Genomic DNA, 13,844 nt, shown 5'->3' with positions numbered 1-13,844 from the left:
TTCAGCGCACGCCGTAGGCGGTGCGCCAGCGCTCGAGGAAGCTGTCGTAATCCGTCACCATCTTCGGGTCGTAGTCGATGAAGGCCATGTTCTGCTCGCCGCCGATCGCCTCGGAGATCGAGCTGAAGGTGTGGCGGATGCCCTCACCGGGCCGGACATCGGGGCGCGCCGGCGTCAGGCCGCCACGGCCGAAGGCCTGCTGACCCTCGGCGGAGGCGACGTAGTCGAGCATGAGCTTCGCGGCGTTCACGTTGCGCGAGCCCTTCGGCACGCCGATGCCGCGCACGATCACCGGCTGGCCGTCGCCGATGAAGTTCCAGCCCAGCACCCGCGCGCGCGCCGCATCGTTCAGCCGCGGCCAGAAGGTGATGGCGGAGACGAACCAGCCCATCACGTATTCGCCGGAGGTGACCTTCTCGGTCATCGGGCCGCCGGAGCGTTCCCAGCGGGGCTGCAGCTCGGCGAGCTGGCGGAACCAGTTCCAGGCCTGATCGCCATGCTTGCGCACGAAGGCATAGTTGCCCGAGTAGCCGAGGCCACTGTTATGCGCGCCATAGCTGGTGATCTTGTTGCGCCACGGGCCCTTGTTGGCGACCGCGCGTTCCACGAACTGCGCGAAGGTCTTCGGCGCCTGCGCGTCAGGCAGCAGCATCTTGTTGTAGATGAAGACCAGCGGATCGGCCGAGCAGGTGTACACGCCGGGGATCGGCTTCGCCCAGGCCGGCCACGCATCGTCCTCGGGCGACTTGTAGTCGAGGATCTCGCTGCGCGCCTGAAGCTGCAGCCAGCCGGCCGGATCGGGTGTGGCCAGCAGGTCACCGGTGCGGGCATTGGTACCGCGCTCGGCGAGATAGCGTTCGAACACGTCGCGGGTGTTCGGCAGATCCAGCGTCTCGACGCGGATGCCGGGATAGCGGGCGTTGAAGCCCTGGATCACCGGGCGCCAATTCTCCGGCGACATCACTGAGTAGATGAGCAGGGAGCCTTCGCGCTGCGCGGCCGCGACGATCTCGCCATAGCCCGCCGGATAGTTGGCAGGTGCGCCCTGCCCTGACGGCCGCGCGCCCTGCGCGAAGGCGGGTCGTGCCAGCGGTGCCGCGGCGAAGGCGGCAGCAACTGGGAGCGACAGCGCCATACGGCGCCGGATGATGGTCATGGCCTCGTTTCCTTCCCCGCGTGGCGGCCGCGGGGGCCACCTGCTTCGTGTTGCTGCGCCGGGATCTTGCTGCCCGTTAGCGATTGGCGCAAGAATTGGCGCCAATTGATGCTAGGCTGCGCCACCCACGGCCGCAAGGCAGTTTCTGGTGAAGAAGGGTCCATGAGCATCCGCCAGCCTCGGCCGAAGCGCGGCCTCGCGATGGAAATCGCCCTGCTGATCCGGCAGGGCGACTACCGGGCCGGCGAGTGGCTCCGGCAGATCGACCTCGAGCACCGGCTCGGCGCCAACCGCTTCGACGTGCGCACGGCACTCGCGGAGCTGGCGTTGCGTGGCACGGTGCAGCACGTGCCGAACCGCGGCTTCCGCGTCTCCTCCTTCGATCGCGTGCGGCTGCGGCAGATGCTCGAGGTGCGCGTGCTGCTCGAGGTCGAGGCCGCGGTCGCCGCGCTGCCCTATGTGGACGCCGCAGCGCTGGCACGGTTGCGCATAGAGATGCTGGCGTTCGAACGGGCGGCTGACAGCGGCACGCGCGCCGAGCAGAACCGAACCAACCTCGCCTTTCACGACGGGCTCTACGCACTGACGCCGAATCGCGCGCTGGCGGAGATGGTGACGGAGCTGCGCGAACGCGCGCGCCTGTGGCCGACGGCCCTGTGGCCCTCGGCTGGCGCGCTGCGGCAGAGCGTGGATGGGCATCGCCGGATCATGGCGGCGCTGGAGGATGGTGACGCGCCGTCTCTGGCCGATGCGGTGCGGGCACACATCCGGAACTCGATCGCCAACGATCCGTCGCTTGAGATGTCGCAGGCGGGTTGATGCTCGGCCGCCGGCGTGCGGCCGTTGACGCGACACGCCGCCTGGCGGGAAATCGCGCCATGACCATGTCTCCGAAGCGGAACCCGCGTCTTGCCGGCTTTGCGGCGCTCGATGGCCTCGGTCGCTACGGCGTGCAGGATATGTTCGAGGGCTGTCCGCGTGCAGCCGCGGCAGGCGTCCCGACCTCGGTTGCCGCTGTCTATGGAGGCCGAGCGCCGTGGCCCGCGCCATCCGGACGCGGTGTCGCACGATATGGCGCGCGCCTGCCCTACGAGACCTTTCCGACGCTCGGCGAGGGCGCCACGCCCTTGTTGCCGCTGCCGGCGCAATGCGGCCTCGCTGCGCTCTGGCTCAAGCGCGAATTTGCCAACCCGACCGGCAGTCACAAGGACCGCATGTCGCCACTCGCTGTCGCGCGGGCGCTCGATGTCGGTGCTCGCGGCGTGCTGGCGTCGTCATCCGGCAATGCCGCGCTGTCGGCCGCGGCCTATGCCGCAGCGGCGGGCCTGCCCTGCTCGGTCATCGTCACCCCCGACCTGACCGATGCCTATCGCCGCGCCATCGTCCGCACGGGTGCGCGCTTCGTCGTCTGCGGCGACAGCCTGGCACGATGGGATATCGCGGCCCGCATGGTGCGCGACGAAGGCTGGTTCCCGCTGACCAACCACATGCTGCCGCCAGTCGGCAGCAACCCGTTCGGCGTCCAGGGCTACAAGACCATCGCCTACGAAATTGCGGAGGATCTCGGCGCAGCCCCGGATGCCGTCCTGGTACCGACGGCGCGAGGCGATCTGATCTGGGGCATCGGCGCGGGATTCCTCGAACTCGCCGAGGAGGGCGTGATCGCGCGGCCCCCGCGACTGATCGCTGTGGAGCCGATCCCTCGTCTCAGCCGGATCCTCGCTGGCAAGGCCGCCGTCACCGACAGCTTTCCCGGCACCACCCGGCAGTTCTCCACCGCCGGCGGCACCGCCACCGACGCATCGCTGCGCGCGGTCCGGGACAGCGGCGGCACAGCCCTCCACGTAACGGATGAGGCGGCGCAGCGCGGACAGATCGCGCTGGCGCAACTCGGCGTGGACGCGGAACTATGCGCCGGAGGTGCCTATGCAGCGATCGGCGCGTTGCACGAGGCAGGCGCGCTGCGCGAGGGCGAGACGGCAGTCGTGATCCTGACCGCAGGTTCGGCGCGCGAGCCCACCGATGCAGCGCTGCCGCCCCTGGCGGTCACGTGACTGGCGCGCGACGCAGCCCCGGAACCGCCGGCAGCATGGCCGCACGCAGGGCGGCCAGAACCGGCGGGACCGGCCCCTTGCCCAGCGGGTCGGCCACCTCGACAGGGCGCCGATCCTGCATGACGTAGCAGCGGTCTGCGAAATGCCGCACCAGCCGCAGGTCGTGAGTGACGAACAGGTAGGCCACACCGGCCCGTCTGCGCAGATCGCGCAGGAGGTCGAGGACCTGAGTCTGCGTCTCGACGTCGAGGCTGCTGACGGCCTCATCCAGCAGCACGAGCCGCGGTGCGGAAGCCAGCGCGCGGGCGATGCACAGGCGCTGGAGCTGTCCGCCGCTCAGCCGGTGCGCCGGGCGATCCATCAGTCCCGGTTCCAGCCCCACATCCGCCATCAGCACGGCCACGCGGTCGCGCGCCGCCGCGCGCGGCAGCCGCAGCGGCTCGGCGACGACCTCGGCGGCGGTGAAGCGTGGACTCGTGGCGCCGACCGGGTCTTGGAACACCGCCTGGACAGCACGCCTAACCGAGGGCGCGACGCGGCCGCCAGAATCGCAAAGCGGCTGGCCATCGAACCAAATGCTGCCCGCGTCCGGCCGCTCGATGCCCAACAGCAGACGACCCAACGTGCTCTTACCGGAGCCGGTGGGGCCGAGCAGGGCGACACATTCGCCGGCCTCGATGCGCAGGCCCGCATCCTCGAGCACCGAGATGCGCCGGACGCGGCCGAACACGCCGCCCTGACGGTAGCTGCGGAAGACGCCGTGCATCTCGAACAGGGTCATGATTCGTACAGCGCCCGGTGCGCCGCCAGCAGCGCTCGACTGCGCGGGTGGCGGGGGGTGTCGAAGAACGAGCGCACGGGCTGCTGCTCGACGATGGTGCCGTCCTCCATCACCGCAACCTCGTCCGCCAGGCGCGCGACGACGGAAAGGTCGTGGGTCACCAGCAGCAGGCCGATGCCGCGCTCGGCGACCAGGCGATCGAGCAGGTCGAGGATCTGCGCCTGCACCACCAGATCGAGGTCAGTGGTCGGCTCGTCCGCCAACAGGAAGGCCGGGTTCCGGCAGAGAGTCAGGGCGATCATCGCGCGCTGGAGCATGCCGCCGCTGAGCTGGCTTGGGTAAAGCCGCGGTACGGAGTCCGGGGCCTCGAAGCCGACATCGCGCAGAAGCTCCAGCATGCGGCGGCGCGCGGCACCGCCGCGAAGTCCCTCCCGCGCCAGTGTTTCCTCGAAATGCCGGCCGATGCTGACCAGCGGGTTGAAGCCGGCGCGCGGCGCCTGCTGCACATAGCCCAGCGTCGCGCCGCGCAGCGCCGCCTGCCCTGCGCGGTCGAGCACCATGCCGTCCAGCGACACCTCGCCGCCGAGGCGGCTCACGCCGGCAGGCAGCAGGTCGAGCAGGGCGAGCGTCGTCAGGCTCTTGCCGCCGCCGCTGCGGCCCAACATGGCCAGTACCTGGCCGCGCCGCAGCGAAAGCGACACGCCCTGCACCAGTGCCCGCGCCCCCGCGGCGAGATGCAGGCCCGAGACGGTAAGCACGCGGCTCACGACGGCGGCGTCGCCATGGCAGGGTCGAACCGGTCACGCAGCGCGTCGCCCAGGAGGTTGAAGGCGAGGACCGTCAGCAGGATCGCAGCCCCAGGCAGCAGGATGAGCATGGGCGCGACGCGGAAGAAGGGCCGCGCATCATTGATCATGATGCCCCATTCCGGTGCTGGCGGCGCCAGTCCGAGCCCGAGGAAGGAGAGCCCCGCCACATGCAGCATCCAGTGGCCCAGATCGAGGCTGGCGAGCACGGCAAGCTGCCCCGCGAGTATCGGCATCACATGCCGCCGCATCACGCCGAATCGCGTCAGCCCCGCCAGCCGCGCCGCGACCACATAGTCGATGTTGCGGAGGGAAATCGTCGTCGCGCGTACCAGCCGCGCATAGTAGGCCCAATGCGACAGCGTGATCGCGACGACGACATTCACCAGCCCGGTGCCGAGCGCCCCGATCATGAACAGCGCCAGCACCAGGGTGGGAACCGTCATGAACCCTTCGCAGACGCGCATCAGGAAGGCGTCGACCCATCCGCCGACGAGGCCCGCCGTGATGCCCACCGCGCATCCGATGGTGAGCACCAAGGCGAGAATAGCCGCGACGGCGGCGAGCGACGCCCGCGCGCCCCAGATGAGCCGCGACAGCAGATCCCGGCCGAGGTGATCGGTGCCGAGCCAATGCGTCGTGGATGGCGACTGGAGGCGGTTGGCCAGGTCGGTTTCGTCCGGCGCATACGGCGCGATCCAGGGCGCGAGGATCGCAGCCAGGACCAGCACGACGATCAGCGTCACCGCGAGGGGGATCCGAATGCGGTTCACGCCGGCAATCCCAGTCGGACCCGCGGATCGAGCCAGGCGTGGAGAAGATCGATTACGAGGTTGCACAGCACGAAGACCGTCGTCATCGCCAGCACGAAGCCCTGCAAGGCCGGATAATCGCGGTTCTGGATCGCCAGCAGCGCCCAGCGCCCGATGCCCGGCCAGGCAAAGACGGTCTCGACCACCATGGCCCCGCCGAGCAGCTCGCCGACATGCAGCCCGAGCATGGTCATCGGCGGCACCATCGCGTTCAGCACGACGTGACGGCCCAGGATTGTGCGTCGCGCCAGCCCGCGCGCGCGGGCGAAGCGCAGATGCGGCTCACCCAGCGCGCCGAGCACCGAGGTCCGAACGAGCCGGAGCATGACGCAGGCCGACATCGCGGCCGTCGCGATGGCTGGCAGGATGATGCTGGTGGGCCCGTCCCGGCCGATGGCCGGCAACCAGCCCAGCGTCACCGAGAACAGCAGCACGAGCAGGAAGGCGAGCCAGAAGTTCGGCACCGATACGCCGATGAAGGCCAGGATGCGCGTCGCGTTGTCGGGCCATCGGTCGCGCCGCAGCGCTGCCCAGATGCCAAAAGGTACGCCCACCAGAAGCATCACCAGCACCGCCGCGGCGGCCAATTGCAGCGTCGCCGGCAGATAATGCGCGATCTCCTGAGTCACGGGCCGGCTCGTGTACCAGCTCCGTCCCAGATCGAACCGCAGCGCATGATCCAGCCAGGTCAGGTACTGTTCGACGAGCGGCCGGTCGAGCCCCAGCGACTCGCGCGCTGCGGCAAGCGCGGCTTCCGTCGGCGGGATCTGCGCAAGGCGCAGGTAGTCGAGCGCCGGATCGCCGCGCCCCAGTCGCAGCATGGCGAAGAACACGAAGGAGACGACGAGCAGCAGGAGAAGCAGCCCGGCGATGCGCCGGGCCAGGAAGTACAGCATCGGTCGTCAGGCCCGGCGCATGCGGTCGAACGGGATCTCGTAGCGCGTCGCCCCGAACGGCACCGGGGCCAGATCGGCGCGCTGCACCGCCTTGTTCGTGAGGTAGGAGATCGGGAAGTACACGCCCGATGCATGCAACGTCGTCAGCAGCCAACGATAGGTCTCGACGCGCTCGGCCTCGTCGGTGGTGGTCAGCACGGCGCCGATGCGGCGGTCGATCTCTGCCTTTTCGGTCAGGCCGCGCTGGGCTTGGAAGTCGGCATGGGACGGCGCGCGCATCGAGCCCATAAAGGCATGCGGATCGTAGGGCGCGCCCCAGGTGTTGCCGAAGATCAACCCGAAATCACCGCTGCGCTGTCGGCCGTCGGACGTGCCGGCATCCTCGCCGATCAGCCGTGCGCCGATGCCTATCCGGGCCAGGTCGCCCTGCACCGCCTCGGCCAACGCCTTCTGCAAGGCATCGGCGCCGACGAAGCAGAGGTCGACGGAAAGCGGCCGGCCATCGCGCGCGCGAACGCGGCCGCCGGCCGGCAGGCGCCATCCGGCGGCGTCCAGCCGCGCCGCCGCCGCTGCGCGGTCGAAGGCAGGGGCACGCAGACCCAGGCGGCAATAAGGAAAATTCTCGGCGAAGAGCGTCTCCGCTGCTGGCTCGGTTCCCTGCAGCACGTGACGCACCAGGGCGGCGCGGTCGATCCCGCCGGCGATCGCCTGACGCACGGCCGAGTCGTCGGTCGGGAAGCGGGCGGAGTTGACGGCCAGCATCCGCGTCGCGAGCGGCGGCGAGAGGGTGGCCGTGAAGCGACGGTCGGTGGCGAAGCGGCGGAATGTGTCGGCATCGATCTGGTCGGTGCCGTAGATGAGGTCGATCTCCCCGGTCTCGAGCGCCAGCGCACGGCTGTTGCTGTCCGCAAGGACGCGGACAAGCAGGCGATTTGCGGCGGGCTTATCGCCCCAGTAGTCTTCGTTTCGGACGAACAGATCGTGCGCGCCGCGCACGGTCTCGGCGAGCCGCCACGGTCCCGTGCCGACAGGAGCGGAGAGGCTGCCGTCTGGCCGCAGCACGGCCGGTGATGCAAAGCGCATCGGGCGGATCAGCGCGAGTTCCAGCAGCGCCGGATAGTACGGCCCCTTGAGCCGCAGGCGCACCGTACCCCCGTCCAGCGCCTCTGCGCCGTCGATCTGGGCAATCAGTTCCAGCCACGCGTGGCGCGGCCGATTCCGCAACACCGCCTCCACATTGGAAACGACGGCTGCGGCGTCGAAGGGCGTGCCGTCGGAGAAGCGGACGCCTTGCCGAAGTTGGAAGACGAAGCTGCGGCCGCCGCGCTCCGCTTCCCACGCCGTCGCGAGGGCGGGTTCCAGCGTGCCACCCTCGACGTAGCGGACGAGTGGCTCGTAAAGCATCGCCTGGGCGTACATCTGGTTCGGATTGTACAGATGCGGATTGAGCGGACCCGCACTCACCGGCCATGAGAAGGTCAGGGTGCCGCCCTGGCTCGCCTTCGCCGCCGCCGGGGCCAGGAACGGTACACCTGACAGGGCGGCCAGCAGGGGGCGGCGACGCATTGGAACCTCGGCTGTATGATGAATCGTCTAATTCGTCTCACATCGGGATGGAGGGTGTCCACCCCGCTTGGCACGCGCCGGCGCCAATCCACAGTCGTCGATGCGGCCGATTCTTTGCCCCGCCGATTCCCGCTAGGCTGCGCGTGAAGGAGGATCGCGATGCAGCGACTGACCATCACGCTCGACGACGAGACGGCCCTGGCGCTGGACGCCTTCATGACAGCGCGGGGTTATTCCAACCGTTCGGAGGCGATCCGCGACCTGTTGCGCGGCCCGCTGCGAGATGCCGAGGCGGCGCGGGAACCGTCCATGCCTTGCATGGCGGTCGTCTCCTACATCTACGACCATCGCGAGCGCGATCTCGGGCGCCGGCTGGTCCACGCGCAGCACGAACACCATGGCCTCGGCGTCGCGACGCTGCACACGCATTTGGATCATGATTTGTGCCTGGAAGTCGCCGTGCTCCGCGGTGCAGTGGCGGAGGTGCAGGATTTCGCCCAGGCCCTCGTCCGCGAACGCGGCGTTCGCTTCGGCGGCGCGAACCTGTTGCCGGCGCCCCGATCACCGGCGGCACATGATCATCCCGATGCCACAGCGGCAGTAGTCGTTGAAAAGGGGACAAGACGCCGCGGGTGACAGCCCAGCCCGGCGCGCCGTGCCGCCAGCGCCGACGGGAAGGCCAGCTCGACCAATGTTGTGGATTCGCACATGCGCGCCGGCAGCGCCGGACCGACGTGCGCATTCGCACCGATTTTGCGCGCCCGTGGACACTTCCTCCCTCTCGTCGCACCGGCGAATGGGCGCCGGACGACGAAACGGAGACATCGAGATGAGCCTCAATCATCACCTGGCGCGCGGCATCGTGCTCGCGAACGCGCTCCTGACGGTCCCGGCCCTGGCGCAGGATCGCATGGCCGTCTTCATCGGCAGCGGCGAGAGTGCCGAGGTCGTGTATGTCAGCCCGAACGATCCGCGCGCCCGCACCGCTCAGCGCACGGCCCCGGATATCAAGAGCCCGCTGATCGCCGTGCTGACCGACAACGCCGATGGCGTGAGCGTGAACTACTTCGCGACGACAGCCTCGCCCGCCAACCTCGCGCCCAACGCCTTCCGGAGCGTCCCGCTCTCCATGAGGACCGACGGGCAGGCGGGACTGTCGCGGCGCGGCGACGAGGCTTGGGGCACGGGCGAGTAAGCCGGATATGCTGTCCGGCGATGCCGATGCTCCGGACGTCCGGCTGCCGGTGGGCGGCCGGACGCTGCCGCCCAGCACGAACATCCGGGGACGGGATCGCCCCGACGCGCCGTCCCCTCAGAACCCCAGCTCGGCGTCGAGCTCCGCTTCCAGCGCCGCACGCATCGCCCCCGGCCGACGTATGACGATGGCACCGCGTTCGCGCAGGATAGTGCCCTGGCGGACAAGTTCGGCAAGCTCGCGGGAAATGGCCTCGCGCCGCGTGCCGACCAAGCCGGCCAGGACGTGCTGGCGCGGCGGTGGACTGACTACCCTTTCCTCGGCCGATCGCGCGCTGCCGCTGCGCGGCCGCGACAGCCGCAGAAGCTCGGCCTGCAGGCGCAGGCGCACCGGCAGCGCGTCGCGCTCGAGCAACCGCTTCGACTGACGGCGCAGGATCGCCGCCATATGTGTCAGCACGGCGTGGCAGGTGGCCGGGGCGCTGCAGGAAACCTCCAGAAAGACAGCGGCCGGGATGGCACAGAGCCGGGAACGCAGAAGCGCCGTCGCGCTGGCCGTGCGTGATTTGCCGTCGATCGCCGCGATCTCGCCGAACATGCCGCCCGCGCCGATATCCGTCAGGATCAGCTCGCGCCCCGACGGCGTCCGCACTTGGACGCGCACGGAGCCGTCTACGACGAACCAGACATCGTGCGACGTGTCCTGCAGGTCGATGATCAGCTCGCCGGCTGCATAGGTCCGCCACGCCACGCTCCTCGCGGCGCGCTGCAAGACGTCCTCCGCTGCATGGCTCAGGATGGGCAGCCGGCGCAGCCGGTCAGTGTCCGCGGCGTCCGCCGGAGAGCCGCCCGGCGAGGGGGGCAGCGTCGCCATGCAGGCTACCTCACCCTTTGCTCGAGGATGTAGTGGGTCGGCGGCGCTGGCCCCCACTCCACGACGGGATAGGCGTGACCACAGAAGATGGACGACGGCGCCGAGGTGCGCAGCGTCATGGAATCAACCCTCCCGCCCTCGAGCATGACGAGGAGGTAGGTGTGGGAGGAGATGGCGGATTCACAGTACTGCCAGGCTTCGCGGTTTGGCCGGATGCTGCGCAGCCCGGGCTCGCCCAGCAGGCGCCTGACTTCCTGCGCGGTCATGCTTTCGGACACGCCCAGCGATCGGTGGCGGAGGCCGGCTACCTCGCTCTCACCTCCGCACGCGGCAAGGGACAGCATCAACATCGCCATGACCGCGCGGCGCTTCATTCCGTGATCCTTTTATGGCCCGCCGCGGTGGCAGCCCTGATTCACCCGATGAGCGCGAAGCGCACGTCGCGCTGCGCCAGATTGTTGCTGCCCGGCAGCCCCGCACCCGGCGCCATGCCGGACGCGTCGAGCTCGTGTTCCAGCCGCGCGAGAAGACGGAACCGATCACTGCCCGCGCCGTCCCCGGCGAATGCCGGCGGGGACCAGCCGAACTCGACCGTCGCCGCTTCACCCGCCGGCAGTTCGGCGAGTACAAAGTGGTTCGACAGTCTCGCGAAAGGTGCTTCGCCGGGCGGCCCGACCGGATTGGCGGTGCGGAACCCGTCCGCCATCCAGGCCATGGGGGAAGCGATATCCGTGAAGGGCCCCGCCCAATGCACGAAGACGTCGATATTTCGGGCCGTCTGCCCCCCGCGATTGCGGACCGTGACCCGGACGATCCTGGTGACGCCACCGCCCGCTGCCGGCACCGGCGCATCCGTCGGATCGCCGTTCAGATCCAGGATCTCGATATCCGGCGACGCATGGAGGGTCTCATCGGCCCACGGCCCGGCGCCGGTATCGGCCAGCGTCTTGCGGATCCAGACATCGACGCTGGGTGGCAGCGCGGTGCAGGCGCCATCCATGCTGAGATATCCGAAGCCGAAGCCGTCATCCGGCAGGACAACACCGTTGGTGCCGGCTGCCGCGATCAGCCGTTGCTTGATATCGGCGCAATGCGCCCCTGCCCCGCGGCACTGGAACAGGAGTGCCGCCGCACCGGCGACGAGGGGGGCGGAGAAGCTGGTTCCAGTGCCTGAGGCATGGCCCGGCGGCTGGGGGAGGTTCGTCCGCGGATTGCCCGGCACGGGGCCCGTCACGCCCAGGCCCGCCGCGGTGATTTCCGGCTTGATGCGCCCGTCACGCGTCGGCCCGCGCCCGCTGAAGGAATAGATCGTCGGCGACCCGGCGGTGATGTTGCTGTGCGCCGCGACGGTGATGGGCCGGCGCGCCGTTGCCGGTGCCCCGAGCGTCAATCGGTGATCCGCCGGTTGTGCCCAGCTCACTTGGCCCCGGTTATTGCGATCGACCCAGGCATGGAATGCACCGTCCGTCACTGCCGTGCCGGTCAGGGCGATGGTCCAGCCGCCGGTCGGCACCGCCTCGCCAGCCGGCACGATGATGAGAATGCAGATGGTGTTCTCGCCGTTACCGGGGTCGTGCAGCAGGGAGGTGATCTGGACGCCGACGCCCGCGACCGGCACTTCGCTGGTGCTGGTTCCCGGGCTGACCGGCCCGATGACCGTCGGCGGCGATGTGGGCACCGTGACGGTGACATCGAAGCGGTCGTCACCGCCATACCAGATATCGATCGCATCGCTGCCGCGAGGCGGGCGGCCACCCGCCATCACGTAGTTGAGCACGAGCGTCGTCGTGCCACCTTGGACCACGCTGCCTTCGGCGTGCTCGCCGCGCCCCGTCCCATTGCCCGCCGAGAGGGTGATGACGCGGCCCGACACATCGAGAAGATTGTCGAGGAACCGCTCGCCCGGTGTCGTGCCGTCGTGGGGTCCCAGATTGTCACCCATGCTGATGTTCACGACGCAGGGAAGCCCCAACTGCTGCGCCCGCGCGAAGATGTAGGCGCAGCCATCGAGCACGCCGGTGTTGTCGACGCTGCGCTTCAAGCCGTTGTCGTAGTCGAGCGGGCTGACGAAGATGATGGCGCTGCCTGGCGCCGCGCCGGGCTGACTGCCCCCGCCCCCGTTCCCGGCGGCGCATCCGGCCACCAGCGTACCGTGATGCCGCATGGATTTCGCCGCCGGCATGGCGATCGGATCGGGCGGCGCGTGCCGCACAATGCCGTATGGGGGAACTGCTGGTGGATTGAAGGCGGCGAGCTCCTCCGCGATCTGCGTCGCCGAGTAGTCGACGCCATAGCTCTGGCCGATGATCGGGATGAAATCCGGAAGCTCAGGGGCGATGGGTGGACTTGCTTCGCCGTCCGCCGGCAGAAGGGTCTGGTCCCAGATATGAAGCAGCCGCGTCTCGCCGGCATCGTCGCTGAACGCCGGATGGTAGATATCGATGAAGTTGTCGACGACCCCGATGATCACGTTCCGGCCGTCGATCGGCGGCACCGCTGCGTGCAACTGGCTCATGCCCGCATGTGGCACGGCACTGCCGAGGTCGAGGGACCAGCCCCGGGCCTTTTCGATGAAGCTCACCGAGCGCATGGCCTCCAGCGACCGCAGGCGCGATCGCGGCACGAAGGCGGTGTGAACGTCGCCACTGCGGCATCGAGGCACCACACCTTGGTCGGCGAGATCCCGCGCGCTGCAGTCACCGGTGATGAAGACGGAGAAGACCGGCTCACCCAGCCGATCGGGGAGCCCGGCCACCGGGGATCGGCCATCCGGGTCGCCAGGCAACAGAAGGCCGGCCGTCAGTGGCGCGTAGGACAGCGCAGCGCCAGCATCATCCGGTGCGGCAGGTGGAGGCGTCACCGCCATCGCGCGCTCGCTGTTCACGAGGCGATGCAGCGCCGCGTCCGGCAGCCCCGCGAGGTAGGCCAGGCGCGGATCCAGCTTCGGGTGGGCCGCGCGCACGGTGAAGGCCGCGCGGTGATCGGTCTCTCCTCCGGAAGGCGGCATCGGCTCCTCCCTCCGCCCGTCGCGCGGCCGGGTCCCCGGGCGGGCTCTACCGCGTGTAGGTCGGCGTGCCCCTGGTGATCAGCCAATCCTCCGCGATGCGGCCATCGACGATCCGGTAGGCGGTCGTGATCGGCACCGTGAATCGCAGCTCCGTCGGCGTTGGCTTGCCGAATGCTCCGGGCATATCGAGCCTGCCATCGGCGCGCCGGTCTCTGCCGGTCATGGTGATGAGGGCGATCACATCCTCGTCGCAGACCGTCAGATCGTCGACGAGAAGACGGAGATCCTGCACGACCTCATGCACTCGATTGACGCAGTTGGGATAGTCGTCGGGGCCATCGGCGCGGATCGCCTTACCTGAAGCGTCGCGTCGATGCCGGACGACGGTCGGCGTGCAGAACTCCGCGAGGGCAGTCTTGATACCGGCAGGAACGTAGAAGCGATCCCCGGCGCCGACCTGCTGATTGAATTTCAGGTTTTCTTCTTCGGACCATTCATGATTCCACACAGAATCTATGAAATTTCTTACGAGAATCAACCAGTCCTCTCGCACCTCTCCCGAAGAATCACCTTCTGGTTCTTCGCCGCAGGGGTCATCAAGTGCGCCGCAGCCACCCATGATCGCCTCCTGATATGCAATTCATGGTCATGCGAGCCGAAACGTCGGCAATCCGACGCTCGAATATCATCGGACTGCT

At 69.0% G+C, this 13,844-nt stretch carries 14 protein-coding genes; 4 read left to right on the top strand and 10 right to left on the bottom strand.

Features of this window, described 5'->3' with window-relative positions:
- Nucleotide 1: 1 nt before the first annotated feature.
- On the bottom strand, nt 2-1,156 hold the full coding sequence (locus tag GXW78_RS00515) for an ABC transporter substrate-binding protein (protein WP_211865072.1): 1,155 nt from the start codon (nt 1,154-1,156) through the stop codon (nt 2-4).
- Between the two features lie 162 nt (nt 1,157-1,318).
- On the opposite strand from GXW78_RS00515, the gene GXW78_RS00510 reads away from it, so the two are divergent.
- Both GXW78_RS00510 and GXW78_RS00505 read left to right on the top strand, forming a co-directional pair.
- On the top strand, nt 1,319-1,975 hold the full coding sequence (locus GXW78_RS00510; protein ID WP_211865071.1) for a GntR family transcriptional regulator: 657 nt from the start codon (nt 1,319-1,321) through the stop codon (nt 1,973-1,975).
- Between the two features lie 59 nt (nt 1,976-2,034).
- Nucleotides 2,035-3,210 (top strand): threonine synthase, encoded by a 1,176-nt coding sequence (locus tag GXW78_RS00505; RefSeq protein ID WP_211865070.1) that lies wholly within the window; start codon nt 2,035-2,037, stop codon nt 3,208-3,210.
- On the opposite strand, the gene GXW78_RS00500 is transcribed toward GXW78_RS00505, so the two are convergent.
- From GXW78_RS00500 to nikA, 5 genes are read right to left on the bottom strand one after another with little or no spacing between them, the layout of a single operon-like run.
- Nucleotides 3,203-3,991 (bottom strand): ABC transporter ATP-binding protein, encoded by a 789-nt coding sequence (locus GXW78_RS00500; protein ID WP_211865069.1) that lies wholly within the window; start codon nt 3,989-3,991, stop codon nt 3,203-3,205. The two genes, GXW78_RS00505 and GXW78_RS00500, sit on opposite strands and share 8 nt — an antisense overlap.
- Entirely contained in the window at nt 3,988-4,758 is a 771-nt protein-coding gene (locus tag GXW78_RS00495; protein WP_211865068.1) for an ATP-binding cassette domain-containing protein, read from the bottom strand. The genes GXW78_RS00500 and GXW78_RS00495 overlap by 4 nt, the downstream gene beginning before the upstream one ends.
- Complete coding sequence (nikC, locus tag GXW78_RS00490) at nt 4,755-5,570, bottom strand: nickel ABC transporter permease subunit NikC (RefSeq protein WP_211865067.1); 816 nt, start codon at nt 5,568-5,570, stop codon at nt 4,755-4,757. Before nikC ends, GXW78_RS00495 begins: the two co-directional genes overlap by 4 nt.
- Complete coding sequence (gene nikB / locus GXW78_RS00485) at nt 5,567-6,505, bottom strand: nickel ABC transporter permease (protein WP_211865066.1); 939 nt, start codon at nt 6,503-6,505, stop codon at nt 5,567-5,569. Before nikB ends, nikC begins: the two co-directional genes overlap by 4 nt.
- 6 nt (nt 6,506-6,511) lie before the next feature.
- Nucleotides 6,512-8,071, bottom strand: a complete 1,560-nt coding sequence (gene nikA, locus GXW78_RS00480) for a nickel ABC transporter substrate-binding protein (protein ID WP_211865065.1) — start codon at nt 8,069-8,071, stop codon at nt 6,512-6,514.
- 159 nt (nt 8,072-8,230) lie between these two features.
- On the opposite strand from nikA, the gene nikR reads away from it, so the two are divergent.
- Nucleotides 8,231-8,707, top strand: a complete 477-nt coding sequence (gene nikR, locus GXW78_RS00475) for a nickel-responsive transcriptional regulator NikR (RefSeq protein ID WP_211865063.1) — start codon at nt 8,231-8,233, stop codon at nt 8,705-8,707.
- A gap of 193 nt (nt 8,708-8,900) precedes the next feature.
- Nucleotides 8,901-9,266 (top strand): hypothetical protein, encoded by a 366-nt coding sequence (locus GXW78_RS00470; RefSeq protein ID WP_211865061.1) that lies wholly within the window; start codon nt 8,901-8,903, stop codon nt 9,264-9,266.
- Nucleotides 9,267-9,383: 117 nt separating this feature from the next.
- On the opposite strand, the gene GXW78_RS00465 is transcribed toward GXW78_RS00470, so the two are convergent.
- The 4 genes from GXW78_RS00465 to GXW78_RS00450 are packed head-to-tail and all read right to left on the bottom strand — an operon-like array spanning nt 9,384 to nt 13,765.
- Nucleotides 9,384-10,139: a Crp/Fnr family transcriptional regulator gene (locus tag GXW78_RS00465; RefSeq protein ID WP_211865059.1), complete on the bottom strand. Its 756-nt coding sequence runs from the start codon at nt 10,137-10,139 to the stop codon at nt 9,384-9,386.
- A 5-nt stretch (nt 10,140-10,144) separates the two neighbouring features.
- Nucleotides 10,145-10,513, bottom strand: a complete 369-nt coding sequence (locus GXW78_RS00460) for a hypothetical protein (protein ID WP_211865057.1) — start codon at nt 10,511-10,513, stop codon at nt 10,145-10,147.
- A 41-nt stretch (nt 10,514-10,554) separates the two neighbouring features.
- Nucleotides 10,555-13,146 carry a S8 family serine peptidase gene (locus GXW78_RS00455; protein WP_211865054.1) on the bottom strand — a complete coding sequence of 864 codons (2,592 nt, stop codon included), beginning with the start codon at nt 13,144-13,146 and terminating at the stop codon, nt 10,555-10,557.
- Nucleotides 13,147-13,192: 46 nt separating this feature from the next.
- Complete coding sequence (locus tag GXW78_RS00450) at nt 13,193-13,765, bottom strand: ester cyclase (protein ID WP_211865053.1); 573 nt, start codon at nt 13,763-13,765, stop codon at nt 13,193-13,195.
- Nucleotides 13,766-13,844 lie beyond the last annotated feature (79 nt).

The sequence above is a fragment of the Neoroseomonas terrae genome, assembly GCF_018129025.1.
GTDB lineage: Bacteria > Pseudomonadota > Alphaproteobacteria > Acetobacterales > Acetobacteraceae > Neoroseomonas > Neoroseomonas terrae.
Note: the sequence above shows the minus strand (reverse complement) of the source record. Positions and strands in the feature narration are given on the sequence as shown.

Coding starts and splice junctions, on each gene's coding strand:
- GXW78_RS00515 (WP_211865072.1), bottom strand. CDS start 1,156: ATGACCATCATCCGGCGCCGTATGGCGCTGTCGCTCCCAGTTGCTGCC.
- GXW78_RS00510 (WP_211865071.1), top strand. CDS start 1,319: ATGAGCATCCGCCAGCCTCGGCCGAAGCGCGGCCTCGCGATGGAAATC.
- GXW78_RS00505 (WP_211865070.1), top strand. CDS start 2,035: ATGACCATGTCTCCGAAGCGGAACCCGCGTCTTGCCGGCTTTGCGGCG.
- GXW78_RS00500 (WP_211865069.1), bottom strand. CDS start 3,991: ATGACCCTGTTCGAGATGCACGGCGTCTTCCGCAGCTACCGTCAGGGC.
- nikB (WP_211865066.1), bottom strand. CDS start 6,505: ATGCTGTACTTCCTGGCCCGGCGCATCGCCGGGCTGCTTCTCCTGCTG.
- nikA (WP_211865065.1), bottom strand. CDS start 8,071: ATGCGTCGCCGCCCCCTGCTGGCCGCCCTGTCAGGTGTACCGTTCCTG.
- nikR (WP_211865063.1), top strand. CDS start 8,231: ATGCAGCGACTGACCATCACGCTCGACGACGAGACGGCCCTGGCGCTG.
- GXW78_RS00470 (WP_211865061.1), top strand. CDS start 8,901: ATGAGCCTCAATCATCACCTGGCGCGCGGCATCGTGCTCGCGAACGCG.
- GXW78_RS00465 (WP_211865059.1), bottom strand. CDS start 10,139: ATGGCGACGCTGCCCCCCTCGCCGGGCGGCTCTCCGGCGGACGCCGCG.
- GXW78_RS00460 (WP_211865057.1), bottom strand. CDS start 10,513: ATGAAGCGCCGCGCGGTCATGGCGATGTTGATGCTGTCCCTTGCCGCG.
- GXW78_RS00455 (WP_211865054.1), bottom strand. CDS start 13,146: ATGCCGCCTTCCGGAGGAGAGACCGATCACCGCGCGGCCTTCACCGTG.
- GXW78_RS00450 (WP_211865053.1), bottom strand. CDS start 13,765: ATGGGTGGCTGCGGCGCACTTGATGACCCCTGCGGCGAAGAACCAGAA.